Raw genomic sequence first — 14,717 nt, 5'->3', positions numbered from 1 at the left:
CTTATTCAAAAGTACAAATGCAAAAAAAGTAAATATTCATAAGCAATCTACCTCGCTTCTTCGATAATCGTCTTCATGCCCTTTATTTTCTCACCACGTATCAAAGTGAGCAATTGCTTCACTTTACTACGGCGAACCGCTACAAATGCATAATGTTCCTTTACATCCACTTGCCCCACATCCTCGCGCGCCAATCCTCCTTTCTTATAGAGGAAACCGACAATATCTATCTTGTTCAGTTTATCCTTTTTGCCTTTACCTATATATAAGGTAGTCCAACGGGGCTTAAAAGGTTTAGGTGTCTGGTCAGGCAAAGCAAAGACAGGAATGTCTTCCGATATATAATCAGGCAGACGTTCCTCCGAATGAAGAATCAGGAAAGAAGCTCCGCTCGCCTCCCAACGTGCCGTACGCCCGTTGCGATGTGTAAACGCCTCTTCATTGACAGGAAGATGGTAATGTACCACATTGTCAAGGCCGGGAATATCAAGGCCACGTGCAGCAAGGTCGGTAGAGACCAATACCGGACAACTTCCGTTGCGAAACCGATAGAGCGAACGTTCCCGGTCGGGCTGTTCCATACCGCCATGAAACATATCGCAAGGAAACTTCTGTGCTTGCAGATAACCGGTAACCCGTTCCACACTTTCCCGATAGTTGACGAACACTAACGTAGAGGCATTGCCTAACGTACACAACAAACGGTAAAGCGTTTCCAATTTATCTTTCTCGGGAGAGAACACTTTTTGCAAATTCAAGCGTTCGGAAACGTTCTCCTCTGACAGGAAATTCAGTTTAATGAAACCATCCGTTTCAGCAGAGTGAAGGTTGGCATCCGTCAAGTTGACCTTTACGGATGTAGAGCTGACCTTTACGGGCGTAGAGCTGACCTTTACGGATGCAGAGTTGACCTTTACAAACGCCGGTATTTCTTCCGAATCGGTAGCGGAAAGCAATACCCTCTTTTTCAATGAGGGCAACTGCCCGATTACCTCCGACATTTCATCCTGAAAACCGAATTCCAAGCATTTGTCAAACTCGTCAATAATCAAGGTTGACACGGCATGCGCATCAATATTGCCCTTCTTCAGGTGGTCGTTCATTCGTCCCGGCGTCCCGATGATGACTGCGGGATTCATGCCACGCATCGTACGGTGTTCTTCCATAGCCGGACGGCCACCGTAGCAGCTCATTGCCTTGAACGGCGTTCCCATAGACTTAAATACCGTTTCTATTTGTAGTGCCAATTCACGCGAAGGTACTAAGACCACAGCCTGTACGCCCAGTAATCCCGCTTTCAGCGATTGAACTAAAGGAAGTAGAAACGCAAGTGTCTTGCCTGAACCCGTAGGCGAAAGCAACACCAAGTCTTTGTTTTCACGATAAGCCTCCCGTACAGCCTCTTGCATCGGGGTAAGTTGTGCGATTTGCAGATTGCGCAGTATCTCTTGAATTTCCATATTGTTTTTTTTCTAAATCAGAAGCAGTCTGGATTTACTCAATCTTGTTTTTAAGTACTCTTTTACAAGAAAAACCATACATACTCCTATGTTGACGGTTCAAAGATAAAACGAACTTGCGAGATATACAGCAGAAATAGGAGAAATAGAATGTTTTTTATGATTATAACACAAGATACAAAACCGAAAAAGGGACACGGATTACGCAAGTCACGCGTAATTCGTGTCCCAGTCCTTATTTCTGTCTTTTCCAAATACGGTTATCAGAAAGCCTCTACACTTCCTATAAACAAGATGACATCAGTTCCGCCTTCGGTAATCATGAACAAGAACGGACGGTCAGCCTCAAACGTAGCCTTTTCGAATACCGGAGGAGCAGCCATATCAATAAACGCTATTGTTACAACAGCCCCTTCGCTACCCTCTTCGTCCACTTTCAGGCAAGCAGACTGTTTCACCATTGAAATGAAGTGCCGTAGCATTAAAACCAGTCAAAGACAGTATGTCAAGATACTCGGCAAAGTATCTAAAGATACTTTGCCATGTATGTCAACATACTTAGCCATTTATGTTAACATACTCTGAATACAACTAAAAAGAGCTTGTTCTCTATTATCTGAAGCAATAGACAGATTTATAACATCCATATCACTTGTATTACTTAGTTGGAATCGCATGTAACTGTTCACAAAAGCATGCTCTTGCAGCCTTGTATCAACAAGAAACTCCTGCACAACCGTAGTCATGCAGGAGCTTCTGTCAATATCGAAGTATTTTATATACTCAGATGTACCGTCTTATCCGCCAAAGTTGTCGAACATCAAGTTCTGAGACGGAACGCCAAGGTCGTCAAGCATCTTTTCTACGGCTTTCGACATCGGACCAGGACCACACATGTAGTACTCTATGTCCTCAGGAGCCTCATGATCTTTCAGGTAAGTATTGTAAATCACCTGATGAACGAAGCCCGCCGTGTACTTCACACCTGCGGCATCTGCGGCAGGGTCAGGACGGTCAAGTGCAAGGTGGAATGAGAAATTCGGGAAGTCTTTCTCCAATTGCAGGAAATCTTCCAGATAGAACACCTCATTCAAGGCACGGGCACCGTAGAAATAAGACATCTTACGATCCGTAGTCTTCAACGTCTTAGTCATGTGCATGATCTGTGCACGCAACGGAGCCATACCGGCACCACCACCTACCCACATCATCTCGCGTTTCGAATCGAATATCGGATGGAAATCACCATAAGGACCACTCATGATAACCTTATCGCCCGGTTTGAGCGTGAAGATGTAAGAAGAAGCGATACCAGGCATTACATCCATGAAGCCCGGTCCCTGTTCTTTCGGTTTGAACGGAGGAGTAGCAATACGAACCGTCAGCATGATACGGTCACCCTCTGCCGGATAGTTGGCCATAGAATAAGCACGGATAGTATCTACCTCATTCTTACACTTCAGACCAAACAAACCGAACTTCTCCCATGCCGGCAAATATTCTTCACCAATCAAGCTCTTGTCAATGTCCTTGTTATAGTCCATCTCATATTTAGGAATCTTGATTTGTGCGTACGAACCAGGAATGAAGTCCATGTGTTCACCCTTAGGCAAAGCAACGATAAACTCTTTGATGAACGTAGCCACGTTCTTGTTAGAGATAACCTCGCACTCCCACTCTTTCACACCAAGTACAGACTCGTCAATCTTGATAGCCATGTCACCCTTCACTTTCACCTGGCAACCCAGACGCCAATGATCCTGCACTTGCTTACGGCTGAAGTGAGGTATTTCCGACGGCAAGATTTCACCACCGCCGTCCATTACCTGGCATTTGCATTGTCCGCAAGAACCTTTACCACCACAAGCTGAAGAAAGGAACACACCATTCACGGACAGCGTATTCAACAGTGTAGAACCGGAAGCAACATCCAGCACCTTATCACCGTTAATAGTCAGTTTCACATTACCTGAAGGAACCAAGAAGTTCTTGGCCACCAACAGAATAACGACAAGCAACAGAATAACCACCAGGAATACTCCAATGCTCGCTAATATTAAATTCATATCCATTGTTCTATTCCTTTCTTTATTAGATGTTCAAACCAGAGAAACACATGAATGCCATTGCCATCAGACCTACCGTGATAAATGTGATGCCCAAACCTTTCAATGGTGCGGGAACATCTGAATAGGCCATCTTCTCGCGGATAGCAGCCAGACCGACAATAGCAAGCAGCCAACCGATACCGGAACCTAACGCATAGGAGATAGCATCTGTAATGCCTCCTATAAACTTAGGATCGCTTTCGCCCAGCGTGATGCGCTGCTGCATGAACAACGAAGCACCCATGATAGCGCAGTTCACGGCAATCAGCGGCAAGAAGATACCCAGCGAAGCATACAGCGAAGGGCTGAAACGCTCTACTATCATTTCTACCAACTGCACGATACCGGCTATGACAGCAATAAAAAGAATAAAACCTAAGAAACTAAGGTCTACACCATCAATTATAGCATCAGCGGCAAGCACCTTTGTCTGCAACAGATAATTGACCGGAAGCGTAACAGTCAATACGAAAGTCACAGCAATACCCAGTCCTACAGCAGTCTTCACATTCTTCGATACAGCCAAATACGAGCACATACCCAGGAAGAACGCAAATATCATGTTGTCCACAAAAATGGAGCGGACAAATAAACTTATAAAATGTTCCATAATCTTTTTTGATTTATGATTTAAGAATTATGATTTATGAATTATGATTTATCAACACTATACACAGCAGAAAACAAACCATAAATTTGAAATCATAAATCTACTTTACTTTTCCTGCAATTCTTTGTGATGTGCACGTTGATACCAGATGATGCAAGCGCAGATAATCAGTGCCATCGGCGGCATCAGCATCAAACCGTTGTTCACATAACCCAGATTCTTCAACCACTCATGATTCAGGATATTGAAACCGAGCAATGTACCTGAACCCAAAAGTTCGCGGAAGAAAGCTACGATAACCAGAATCTTGGCATATCCCAAACCATTGCCCACACCATCGAGGAATGACTCCCACGGTCCATTCTGCATGGCAAAAGCCTCCAGACGCCCCATCAGGATACAGTTTGTGATAATCAGACCTACATACACAGAAAGTTGTACGCTTACATCGTAAGCAAACGCTTTCAAGACTTCACTTACAATTGTCACCAATGCGGCAACCACCACCAACTGAACGATAATACGAATGCGGTTAGGAATGGTCTTGCGCAACAATGAGATGACCACATTGGCAAAGGCCGTAATCACCGTCACTGAAAGTCCCATCACGATGGCAGGTTCCAGCTTAGCCGTAACAGCCAAGGCAGAGCAAATACCCAGCACCTGTACTGTCACCGGATTGTTCATACCCAGCGGAGTGGAGAATACTTCTTTATTTTTCGTTGAAAACAATGCTCCCATATTCTTATTTCTCCTCATTATTATTAGTTAAAAACTTCTGATAGCTGCTCAGGCACTTCTTCAACATATCGTTCACTCCCACAGAAGTGATAGTACCACCCGAAATGCCGTCTACCTGATAATCCGGTTTTTCAACCTTGCCATTCTTTACTACACCGAGGGCAATTTCACCGTTCTCCAGTGTCTTCTTGCCAGGAAATTCTCCTTGGAAGTGCGGAGTAGCGATTTCAGCGCCCAAGCCCGGAGTCTCGCTGGCATGAGAGAAATAGACACCATAAACGGTATTCTTGTCACTGTTCAACGCAACATATCCCCAGATAGCGCCCCAAAGACCGGCACCGTAAACCGGGAATACATATTTAGTCTCTCCATCCACTTCTGCTACAAACACGTGCAGACGTTGGTTTTCCTTAGCCTCTTTCTCGTATGCCGTGGCAAATGCGCCTTCATTCTTTGCCAGATTGCCGTCGGCATCCATCAGCATGTCTCCCTTGATGTATTTATTATATTCTGCGTCGGCATCCTTCACATCCTTGATGTTCAAAGCGGCAAGAATCTGCTTCTTTGTATCAAGTTCCACGTTCTTGTTCTGCGTAGCACGCAGTGAAGAGCTTACGAATGCCAGCAGGAATGCAACGATAACAACCATTACCGAAGCATAAATGATAGTATAACTATTACTATTGGTATTCATTTTTTCCGGTATTTTTAATTGTTAGACTTGATTGCACGTTTCTCGCGACGGCTGATATTGCTCTGTACGACACAATAGTCAATCAGCGGAGCGAAGATATTCATCAGCAAGATGGCAAGCATCATGCCTTCGGGATAGCCGGGATTCAGTACACGTATCACGATTGCCATCACACCGATCAGGAAACCGAAAATGTACTTACCTGTCTCCGTACGGGCTGATGTCACAGGGTCAGTAGCCATAAACACAGCACCGAAACAGAAACCGCCCAGCACAAGGTGTTGATACCAAGGCATGTGAGCCATTGCTGTATCAGGACCGATTGTATTGAATACCCATCCCATAAATGCACCACCTACGAACACAGATAACATCGTCTTCCAGCTTGCAATACCCGTTGCCAACAGCAGGATAGCACCGAGGGCGATGGCAATAACGCTCGTCTCACCGATAGAACCCGGAATCAAACCAACCACCATATCCCATGAGAAAGGAGGAACGGCTCCCGAAGTAGCGGCTAAACCCAGCGGAGTAGCAGCAGTCAATCCGTCAACGGTCTGACCCAAGCCGAAGATTGAATCACCGGATACCCAAACGGCATCACCGGACATCTTGGTCGGATAGGCAAAGAACAAGAATGCGCGCGTAACCAGAGCTACATTGAACACATTCATACCTGTTCCACCGAATACTTCTTTGGCGAAAATCACAGAAAATGCGGTTGCCTCAGCCAGAATCCACAGCGGACAATCTACAGGAACAATCATAGGAATAAGGATACCGGAAACGAGGAAACCCTCTTGGATTTCTTCTTTCTTCCACTGAGCTACTACAAACTCAATGCCCAAACCTACGATATAGGATACAATGATTTTGGGCAATACTGCCAGAAAACCGTAGGCAAACAGTTCGATGAAGCTACCTGTAGCACCAGTAGCGTGGAAATGCTGATAACCTACGTTATACATACCGAACAACAACGCCGGCAGCAACGCAATGACTACCATCGACATGATGCGTTTACTGTCGATAGCGTCGTGAATATGCGTTCCCGATTTCGAAGTCGTGTTAGGAACGAAAAGGAATGTTTCGAATCCATCGAACACGGACTGGAATGCGTGGAGTTTGCCGCCTTCTTCAAAGTTCGGCTTTATCTTGTCGAGATAATTTCTTAACGCTTTCATTAATTTCAGTTTATTAGTTTATTAGTTAAAAACTATGCCATTTCTGCACGAAGCATGTCGAGTCCGGCACGAACAATGCGTTGAACCTCCACTTTCGAAGAGCATACAAATTCGCAAAGGGCAAAATCTTCGGGAGCCACTTCATAAATGCCTAAGGCTTCCATCCGGTCAATATCCCCTGCAATGATGGCTTTCACCAGATATTCGGGATAAATATCCATTGGGAATACCTTATCATATTCGTTGGACATGATCATGTGGCGCTCGCCACCCTTGATGCGTGCATCAAGCACGTATTCTTTGTTCTTGCCCATCAGCCAACTGAAATAAGAATGGTTCACGCTAAACTGATTGAAACGAGGCATAATCCAACCCAGCATTTCGTGGATATTATCGCCTTCGGGAATCACCGTCAGCTGGCTGTCGAAAGCTCCGAGGTAACCGTTCGGGCTTACCTTCTTACCAGTCAGCACATTACCACTGATGTAACGTAGCGACTTATCTGTAGTCACGTTTCCACTGAATACGTTGGTCAGCAGTGCACCTACCTTCAGGTTGCAATATGCGGGGCGCAACACTTCCGAACCGGTCACAGCCACTTTGCGTGTCATGTCCACGCGACCAGTGTTGAACAGGCGACCGATGAAGATGACTGCCTCCGCACCGATTGTCCACACGGTTTCACCTTTCACAACAGGTGAGATGTGATTGATCTGCACACCGACGTTTCCGGCCGGGTTAGGCCCATCGAAAGCGGTAACAGTCACATTCTTAGCCTGCGTCAGTGCAGTAGTCTTTTGTTTTACACTAATACTCAGATACGTCTTTGCCATCTTGGCAAGGGCATCGAGTCCTGTCTGGAAGTTTGCTTCTTCCCCTTTCAGAACAAATTCGAAATCAGGCGCCAGCGGATTGCTGTCGAAGGCAGACACGAAGATAGCTTTCGGAAACATCGTAGGATCAGCAATCACGTCGTAGGGACGCTGACGGATGAACGCAAACATACCGGCCTCCAGCAATGCAGCTTTCACCGATTCTCCATCCAGGGCATTCACGTTTTTCTTTCCGAATTCTTCATAGTCTTGCTCGGCAGCAGCTTCAACGACAATGTTCAGCACCTTACGGCGTGCACCGCGCTCCACACTTGTCACTACGCCGCTCACGGGCGAAACAAATTTCAATTCAGGATGATTCTTGTCGATAAACAAGGGTCCTCCGGCCATCACATACTCCTGTTCTTTGACCACCACTTTCGGAGTGATACCCGTAAAGTCGTCGGGAACCAATGCATAGAATCCCGGTTCTTTCACAGGCTTCAACTCCTGAACGGCTTTACCTTTCAGGTTAATGTCAAGGCCTTTACGTAACTTAATTACATTTGCCATGCGTGTATATAAAATAATGGTTTCATTAATTTGCCGCAAAAGTAACAAAAAAGAGCGTGAATAAAGAGCAAAAAAGAAAGGAATTACGGAGAAATTTCCGTAATTCCTTTCGTTAACGAACACGAGGTTCATATTTGAATTATGAAAGGGGGTGTTTGTTCCGACAGTACAGCTATTCAAATCAGACAATACGGCGATTCAAATCAGACAGTGCAATAATTCAAATCCGGCTACACAGCAATTCAAATTTCATAATTCAAATTTTATAATTCCTCAGCAAACATCGGATCCCATGCTGGTAGGCGGACAGGCTTCTGCTTGAACAGATCCATCACTTTGGCCGGGACATATTTTGTCTCCAGCACTAGGCGGAACATGTATTCATCAAACCATTCATCGGTCATAATCAGGTGTCCCCGATAGCCGCTCGCTGCTCCCCAGCTGTTCTCCACCATCCACTTCACGGGTTTCCCGTCTTTATCCAGATCTACGGCCATAAGAGTCATAGCATGGCTGGAACCACTGGAGAATGTCTGGATGCGTTGTTTCTTGTCCATACCGAAGGTAGTACCCATCAGTGAACCGTAATCATAGTTTTTCACATCGAGCAAACCACGTTCGGAATTCAGGAACTTACCTACATCACAGGAGAAGTACATCATCGTACTATCCTTCAGCGAAGCGATGGCCATCTCTTTGATTTCCTCTACGGGCAGGTTGACATAAGTCCAGTTCTTGCCGTCGTAGCGATGGCGGTCGTAGTCTATCTCATAGCATTTGTAGTATTCACGGGTGGGGTCATTCATGACCATCACGTAATTGCTCAGGAGATTTTCGTCGCCATATTTCTTCAAGAAAGACATGGGAGTATGGTGTTCCGTCTCTACAGGATTACCCTTGGCGTCTTTGCGTATATAATCGAACTCCGTAGGCGGAACGCCTAAATTCAGCACCAGCATGCGATAGATGGTGCCAAGCATGTTTGTCTTCTCCTTATCCAATGCGGCAGGTTTCGCTCCTCCAGCAGCAAGTTCACGAAGTTGCAGACCGTACTCTTTCAGTTTCAGAGAGATCAGATTAGACATACGCGATGTATTATTACTGCTATTCGTTTCCGGCATGGCTTCTTTAGGCACTACTCCGTATTTGCCCACAATGTCGGCTACACCGGTAAATGTACCTCCATCGCTCAGTGGATGCTTGAACAACCACTCTACAGTCTGGTCGGTCATCGGCTTTTTACTTGTATCAATCACGCCTTGCAGAAAAAGATTTGCTTTTTCCAATTGATCCCAAAAGAAGGGGTAGATTTGAGAAAACTCGAACGACTGGAAGCCATATCGGGCGATAGCCTTGGCACGCATCACGTTCAGTCCGGTGAAGAGCCAGCAACGTCCCGAAGACTCCTGGTCCGTAATTCCCTTTGACTCAACTTTTACGGAGAAGTGGGTATCCATACCCGTCAGGTTCTCTTGGTTGAGTGCCAGTTTGCGGATGTCGTTGTTGCCAATAGCATTGCGTAGCGCCTTGTCGGAGGCAGTTCCCTGATAGGCTTGTTTGATCTGATTCAGCATGGCTTCGCTAATACCGCCTTTTCCGTCTTGTGCCTGCATGGGAAAAAGAGCAGCACTAAAAACAAAAACTGATAAAATTCGTTTCTTCATATAAGAATCTATTTTTATGTTGAGTATATTTGGTTTACATAATCATCCCGCACAGTATGGAAACATTCTTTTTTCTTTGCCAACCTTGCCCAACTGCGAGAATGACGCAAATTTAATCGTTTTTTTGGAACTTTTAGTAGACTCTTTAGATTTATTGTCACTCAGGCTAAAAACTAAACCAAATAATTTAGTTTTCTTTGCACTCTCATTGTAATATGATATGAAAAAAATTATAACAGGTATTTTGATCTTATTATTCTCTGCAACAATTATTTCAGCTCAGGATACTGCGGAGTTAGTTGCCGGCAAGGACACAATAACCGCATTGACCAAACGAGAATTGCGGAGACAAAAGGTAGCAAAACGGAATTTGCATTACAACATTTTAGGTGGTCCCAGCTATACTCCCGATTTTGGCGCCGTACTTGGCGGAAGTGCCCTATTGACCTTCCGAATGAATCCTAACGACAGCACTCAGTTGCGTTCGGTGGTTCCCATAGGTATCGCTTTCATGTTTAATGGAGGGATAAACCTCTTCTCTAAGCCTCAGTTGTTCTTCAAGGGCGACCGTTTCCGTATATTCGGAAAGTTTGCTTACAAAAACACGACGGACAATTTCTACGGATTGGGTTATCGTACGAACAAGGATTATGTGCGTAGCGACACCACCAGCCAATATCGCTACAGTGGTATACAGGTCAATCCTTGGTTTCTCTTCCGTCTGGGCAACAGCAACATCTTTGCCGGCCCACAGATAGACATCAATTATGACAAGCTCACGGAGCCTGCCAAGCATCTGGTGGAAGAACCTTCCTACAAGGCTGCCGGAGGTACAAGCAGCGGATATAACAATTTCAACTCTGGTATCGGATTCCTGCTGACATACGACAGCCGCGACATTCCTGCCAATGCCTATCGGGGCATGTATCTTGATTTCCGGGGAATGATGTACACCAAATTACTCGGAAGTGACAAGAACTTCTATCGCCTGGAAATAGATTACCGCCAATATAAGAGTGTAGGCAACCGAAAAGTCATCGCCTGGACAGCACAAAGCAAGAATGTCTTCGGACATGTGCCTCTGACACAATATGTGCTTACCGGAACTCCATTCGACCTGCGCGGATATTACATGGGACAATATCGCGACAAATCTTCGCACATACTCATAGCGGAGTACCGTCAGATGATAAATACGGATAAAAGCACGAGATTGAAACGGCTGATCAGCCATCTCGGTTTTGCAGGCTGGGCAGGATGCGGCTTCATGGGGCCTACTCCTGGAAAAATAGAAGGTGTATTGCCCAATTATGGTTTAGGACTGCGCATCGAAGTACAACCCCGTATGAACGTACGCCTCGAACTGGGGAAAAACACAGTCAATAATCAGACGCTTTTCTACTTTAACATAACAGAAGCGTTCTGACGATGGACAGACGGCATTCCGGAAGGCGTGTCATAATGCTCGAATTGAAAGGATCACCCCTGTCACAAATAGCTGTGGCAGGAGTGATTTTCTTTAAAAAGGCGTTTTGACACACCTTCCATCCGCATAAATCAGGCAAAAATATCGCTTCGTTGAATGTAAGCTATCACATCACCCTTGTTCACCTTATCGCCTTGCTTGGCGCATACTTCCACTACGCGCCCGGTAAAGCCGGTGAATATCTTTTCATATTCGCCCCACGGGGTAGAGAGATAACAGAAAACTTCGTCATGCTGGTATTTACGACCGATGAACGGTGCTATCGAAGGACCTTCGACCGAGACCTCCCACAACACCTGCCCCTTCTCCGGAGCGATAATAGGATCTGCCTTGGCACGCTTCATTTTCCGGATTTCTTCTTCCGAATAGCCGCTCTTTGCCATGAAAGCATCCTTGACACGCAATAATTCATCTTCAAAACGCTTCTTGGCAACCCCTGATTTGTAATCGCGGTATTGACGGTCGTGCATAGCGAGCTCAAAAAGTTCTTCATCGTCTTCGCCGTATTCCCAACCGTTTTCATCCATCTCCTTTCGATAGTCATCCAGTGCATCCGGATAGTTCAGCTGGGGATCCGTGTCGACAAATTCATATCCTTTCGCTTTTGCTAACTCCACAATCTCAGGAGCCAACTCACCGGGCAGACGTCCGCTCTTACCCAGTATCATATCCCAGGTATGATTGTCTATCATTGTCCATCGCTCCTCACCTTTCACCAACTGCATAAGGTTCATCAATGCTACATTTTTCACATATTGGCTGAAGGGTGTCACCAGTGGTGGGTAACCCAGCTTGGGCCATACATATTCCACTTCGTCGAACAGCATCACCAACAGGTCGTCGAGACTGAGTTCCGACTTATTCTTTCCACGCAGTATCATGTTTATGCCTGAATGCACGCCTTTCAGGTCAGCCATCATAGAGCCCATCATTCCACCCGGCAGACCACACTTCAACAGCAGAGAAGAGGTATGTTTGTTCGTCGGATCCATGAAATAGCCCAAAAAATCATCGATAAACTCCTGTGTCATGGCACGTACTTTCATATACGCTTTCATATTGATATCCGGCACCTGGAAGCCCTTATCCTTCAGCATGGCTTGTACTGAAATCACATCCGGGTGTACCTTTCCCCACGACATCGGCTCCATAGCCACATCGATAATGTCCGCCCCATTCTCGCAAACCTCAAGGATGGAAGCCATCGCCAAACCCGGGCCGTTATGGCCATGATACTGGATGATCACTTCCGGATGCCTCTCTTTGATGGTCTTCGTCAGACAACCCAACATTCCCGGACGCCCGATTCCTGCCATGTCTTTCAAACAGATTTCGGGTGCTCCTGCCTCTATCAACTGGTCGGCAATGCGGGCATAATACTCCACCGTATGCACAGGTGAGTAAGTGATACACAACGTAGCTTGCGGCATCATTCCTGCCTCCAGCGCATATTTGATGGAAGGAATAATATTCCTTGTCTCATTTAGTCCACAGAAGATACGTGTGATATCCACCCCTTGGGCATGCTTCACACGATACATCAAGCGGCGTACATCGGCAGGAACAGGATACATGCGCAGCCCATTCAAACCACGATCGAGCATGTGTGTCTGTATACCAACCTCATTGAACGGCCGGGTAAAAGCGCGCACAGCCTTGTTGGGATTCTCACCATAGAGCAAGTTTACTTGCTCGAAAGCTCCTCCATTGGTTTCCACACGAGCAAAACACCCCATTTCGATTATCAGCGGGGCAATGCGTACCAATTGATCTACACGAGGCTGATATTTACCGGAAGATTGCCACATATCACGGTAAACAAGACTGAATTTAATTTCCTTTTTCATCGCAGTCAGCAGTTATTGGTTTAACATACATGAATTATTCAGGTTAACTTAGAGCCTGTTTAAATTTTCTTCAAAAAGTTTTTTTATTCAACTTCTTTAGAGTTTCTTTCCAGTCTGTTTTCCTCTTTTTATTCGTCACATAGCCCGCTATGCTCCTTATAAAAACAGAAAAACATCCGCAAAAAGAACTCTCAAAAGAAGGCTGAACAAAATTTAAACAGGCTCTTAACAAGTACAAATATAAAGGTTTATTCTGACATATAGACACAATTCAGCCCAAAATCTTCGCATCAAAAGATATGTTTTATATCATATTGCAATATAAAGCGGTATCCTACGATATATCCAGAGTATAGTAACAGTCCGTCCGGTCCGCGAAAATCTGTTCGCACACGATCCGGCGGAAGCTATCGATAAAAAGAGTACGCATAAAGACATACACCCACTTTTTGATCTTAGTATCGGGAGCATACTTATCCATCCAGCCCAACACTTCGAACGACGTCCCTTGAAATATTCTCTTATATCCTTTTTTATCGATTGCCAACTTATATCCAAAGCGAAGCAACTCTTTTTGCCCATTAGGCAACCCATTTTCAATATTATAAGTATCCATACTTTGGTTTTTATTAAAATACATCATATTCATATTTAATTTGTGATTGCAAGTATAGGCGAGTTCCGCGGTTCTCAGGGGATTAGTTTTGTTTTTCTTTAGGGGAAAAACAGACATCCGATAGATTTTATCCCTCTTTTGAGAGTTTTTCGGTGCTGTTTTCAACAAAAAACGTATCTTTTTCCGAAGATTTCGTAAAGAATCTGTGTTTTTTTTATAGTTTTGCCTACATATAACCAAAACACTTTATTTAAGAAACACTTTAAAATTTATGAGAAGAATTATCAATCTATTCATTCTTCTGACTGTCATGGCAGTCTCTTTACCGTCTTTCGGTCAAGGGCTAAAGGTATTCAAGCTGAAGAATGGTCTTTCCGTATATATATGGGAAGACAACACGAAATCGGATGTATATGGTATCGTGGCTTGCCGCACCGGCTCAGTCAACGATCCGGAGGAATACACCGGACTGGCACACTATCTGGAGCACGTGATGTTCAAGGGTACCGACAAAATCGGTGCACTGGATTGGGCTGCCGAAAAACCCCTTTACGAGAAAATCATCGCCAAGTACGATGAAATGGCTGATGAAGCAGATCCCTTGAAAAAGGAAGCCATCGCTAAAGAAATCAACGAACTGACCATAGAGGCTGCAAAAGTCAGCTCTTCTACAGAATTTATGAACCTAATAGAGAGCATGGGTGGCAAAGGACTGAATGCCGGAACCAGTTTCGACTTGACTTATTATCACAACTCGTTCCCTCCCTATCAGATCAACAAGTGGCTGGAGATTTACTCACAACGTATGATCAACCCTGTATTCCGTACTTTCCAAACCGAGCTGGAAAGCGTCTACGAAGAATATAATATACCTGTTGGTTGAATTAAATTAGTGAATATTTTATCTGTCCAATCGGACGGT

At 45.0% G+C, this 14,717-nt stretch carries 12 protein-coding genes and 1 pseudogene; 2 read left to right on the top strand and 11 right to left on the bottom strand.

From position 1 onward, the window contains the following. Positions 1-47 precede the first annotated feature (47 nt). From QZ323_RS08255 to QZ323_RS08215, 9 genes are all read right to left on the bottom strand, one after another. Positions 48-1,460 carry a DEAD/DEAH box helicase gene (locus QZ323_RS08255; RefSeq protein WP_294634126.1) on the bottom strand — a complete coding sequence of 471 codons (1,413 nt, stop codon included), beginning with the start codon at positions 1,458-1,460 and terminating at the stop codon, positions 48-50. Positions 1,461-1,723: 263 nt separating this feature from the next. Further along, the gene (locus QZ323_RS08250) at positions 1,724-1,921 is read right to left on the bottom strand and encodes a serpin family protein (RefSeq protein ID WP_294634125.1); all 198 of its coding nucleotides are present in this window, start codon (positions 1,919-1,921) and stop codon (positions 1,724-1,726) included. 336 nt (positions 1,922-2,257) lie between these two features. After that, positions 2,258-3,532 carry an NADH:ubiquinone reductase (Na(+)-transporting) subunit F gene (nqrF, locus tag QZ323_RS08245; RefSeq protein ID WP_294634124.1) on the bottom strand — a complete coding sequence of 425 codons (1,275 nt, stop codon included), beginning with the start codon at positions 3,530-3,532 and terminating at the stop codon, positions 2,258-2,260. A 19-nt stretch (positions 3,533-3,551) separates the two neighbouring features. After that, positions 3,552-4,178 carry an NADH:ubiquinone reductase (Na(+)-transporting) subunit E gene (gene nqrE, locus QZ323_RS08240; RefSeq protein WP_294634123.1) on the bottom strand — a complete coding sequence of 209 codons (627 nt, stop codon included), beginning with the start codon at positions 4,176-4,178 and terminating at the stop codon, positions 3,552-3,554. A 105-nt stretch (positions 4,179-4,283) separates the two neighbouring features. Then, positions 4,284-4,919, bottom strand: coding sequence for an NADH:ubiquinone reductase (Na(+)-transporting) subunit D (locus tag QZ323_RS08235; protein ID WP_294634122.1), 636 nt, complete (start codon positions 4,917-4,919; stop codon positions 4,284-4,286). Between the two features lie 4 nt (positions 4,920-4,923). Further along, positions 4,924-5,613, bottom strand: a complete 690-nt coding sequence (locus QZ323_RS08230) for a Na(+)-translocating NADH-quinone reductase subunit C (RefSeq protein WP_294634121.1) — start codon at positions 5,611-5,613, stop codon at positions 4,924-4,926. Positions 5,614-5,627: 14 nt separating this feature from the next. Then, positions 5,628-6,797 carry an NADH:ubiquinone reductase (Na(+)-transporting) subunit B gene (locus QZ323_RS08225; protein WP_294634120.1) on the bottom strand — a complete coding sequence of 390 codons (1,170 nt, stop codon included), beginning with the start codon at positions 6,795-6,797 and terminating at the stop codon, positions 5,628-5,630. Between the two features lie 32 nt (positions 6,798-6,829). Further along, positions 6,830-8,314, bottom strand: a complete 1,485-nt coding sequence (locus tag QZ323_RS08220) for a Na(+)-translocating NADH-quinone reductase subunit A (protein ID WP_294634119.1) — start codon at positions 8,312-8,314, stop codon at positions 6,830-6,832. 131 nt (positions 8,315-8,445) lie between these two features. After that, on the bottom strand, positions 8,446-9,846 hold the full coding sequence (locus QZ323_RS08215) for a C1 family peptidase (protein ID WP_294634118.1): 1,401 nt from the start codon (positions 9,844-9,846) through the stop codon (positions 8,446-8,448). A 220-nt stretch (positions 9,847-10,066) separates the two neighbouring features. Between QZ323_RS08215 and QZ323_RS08210 the strand changes: the two genes are divergently transcribed. After that, positions 10,067-11,272: a BamA/TamA family outer membrane protein gene (locus QZ323_RS08210; RefSeq protein ID WP_294634117.1), complete on the top strand. Its 1,206-nt coding sequence runs from the start codon at positions 10,067-10,069 to the stop codon at positions 11,270-11,272. A gap of 131 nt (positions 11,273-11,403) precedes the next feature. On the opposite strand, the gene QZ323_RS08205 is transcribed toward QZ323_RS08210, so the two are convergent. Both QZ323_RS08205 and QZ323_RS08200 read right to left on the bottom strand, forming a co-directional pair. After that, entirely contained in the window at positions 11,404-13,179 is a 1,776-nt protein-coding gene (locus tag QZ323_RS08205) for a biotin/lipoyl-binding protein (RefSeq protein WP_294634116.1), read from the bottom strand. Positions 13,180-13,513: 334 nt separating this feature from the next. Then, on the bottom strand, positions 13,514-13,795 hold the full coding sequence (locus QZ323_RS08200; RefSeq protein WP_294634115.1) for a hypothetical protein: 282 nt from the start codon (positions 13,793-13,795) through the stop codon (positions 13,514-13,516). A 271-nt stretch (positions 13,796-14,066) separates the two neighbouring features. Between QZ323_RS08200 and QZ323_RS08195 the strand changes: the two are divergent. Further along, positions 14,067-14,663 (top strand): annotated as a pseudogene (locus tag QZ323_RS08195) (insulinase family protein); the annotation flags it as partial. Positions 14,664-14,717: the final 54 nt, after the last annotated feature.

The sequence above is a fragment of the uncultured Bacteroides sp. genome (assembly GCF_910585845.1).
Lineage (GTDB): Bacteria > Bacteroidota > Bacteroidia > Bacteroidales > Bacteroidaceae > Bacteroides.
This window is presented reverse-complemented; position numbering and strand designations above follow the sequence as displayed.

Coding starts and splice junctions, on each gene's coding strand:
- QZ323_RS08255 (WP_294634126.1), bottom strand. CDS start 1,460: ATGGAAATTCAAGAGATACTGCGCAATCTGCAAATCGCACAACTTACC.
- QZ323_RS08215 (WP_294634118.1), bottom strand. CDS start 9,846: ATGAAGAAACGAATTTTATCAGTTTTTGTTTTTAGTGCTGCTCTTTTT.
- nqrE (WP_294634123.1), bottom strand. CDS start 4,178: ATGGAACATTTTATAAGTTTATTTGTCCGCTCCATTTTTGTGGACAAC.
- QZ323_RS08210 (WP_294634117.1), top strand. CDS start 10,067: ATGAAAAAAATTATAACAGGTATTTTGATCTTATTATTCTCTGCAACA.
- QZ323_RS08235 (WP_294634122.1), bottom strand. CDS start 4,919: ATGGGAGCATTGTTTTCAACGAAAAATAAAGAAGTATTCTCCACTCCG.
- QZ323_RS08230 (WP_294634121.1), bottom strand. CDS start 5,613: ATGAATACCAATAGTAATAGTTATACTATCATTTATGCTTCGGTAATG.
- QZ323_RS08225 (WP_294634120.1), bottom strand. CDS start 6,797: ATGAAAGCGTTAAGAAATTATCTCGACAAGATAAAGCCGAACTTTGAA.
- QZ323_RS08220 (WP_294634119.1), bottom strand. CDS start 8,314: ATGAACCTCGTGTTCGTTAACGAAAGGAATTACGGAAATTTCTCCGTA.
- QZ323_RS08200 (WP_294634115.1), bottom strand. CDS start 13,795: ATGGATACTTATAATATTGAAAATGGGTTGCCTAATGGGCAAAAAGAG.
- QZ323_RS08250 (WP_294634125.1), bottom strand. CDS start 1,921: ATGGTGAAACAGTCTGCTTGCCTGAAAGTGGACGAAGAGGGTAGCGAA.
- QZ323_RS08205 (WP_294634116.1), bottom strand. CDS start 13,179: ATGAAAAAGGAAATTAAATTCAGTCTTGTTTACCGTGATATGTGGCAA.
- nqrF (WP_294634124.1), bottom strand. CDS start 3,532: ATGGATATGAATTTAATATTAGCGAGCATTGGAGTATTCCTGGTGGTT.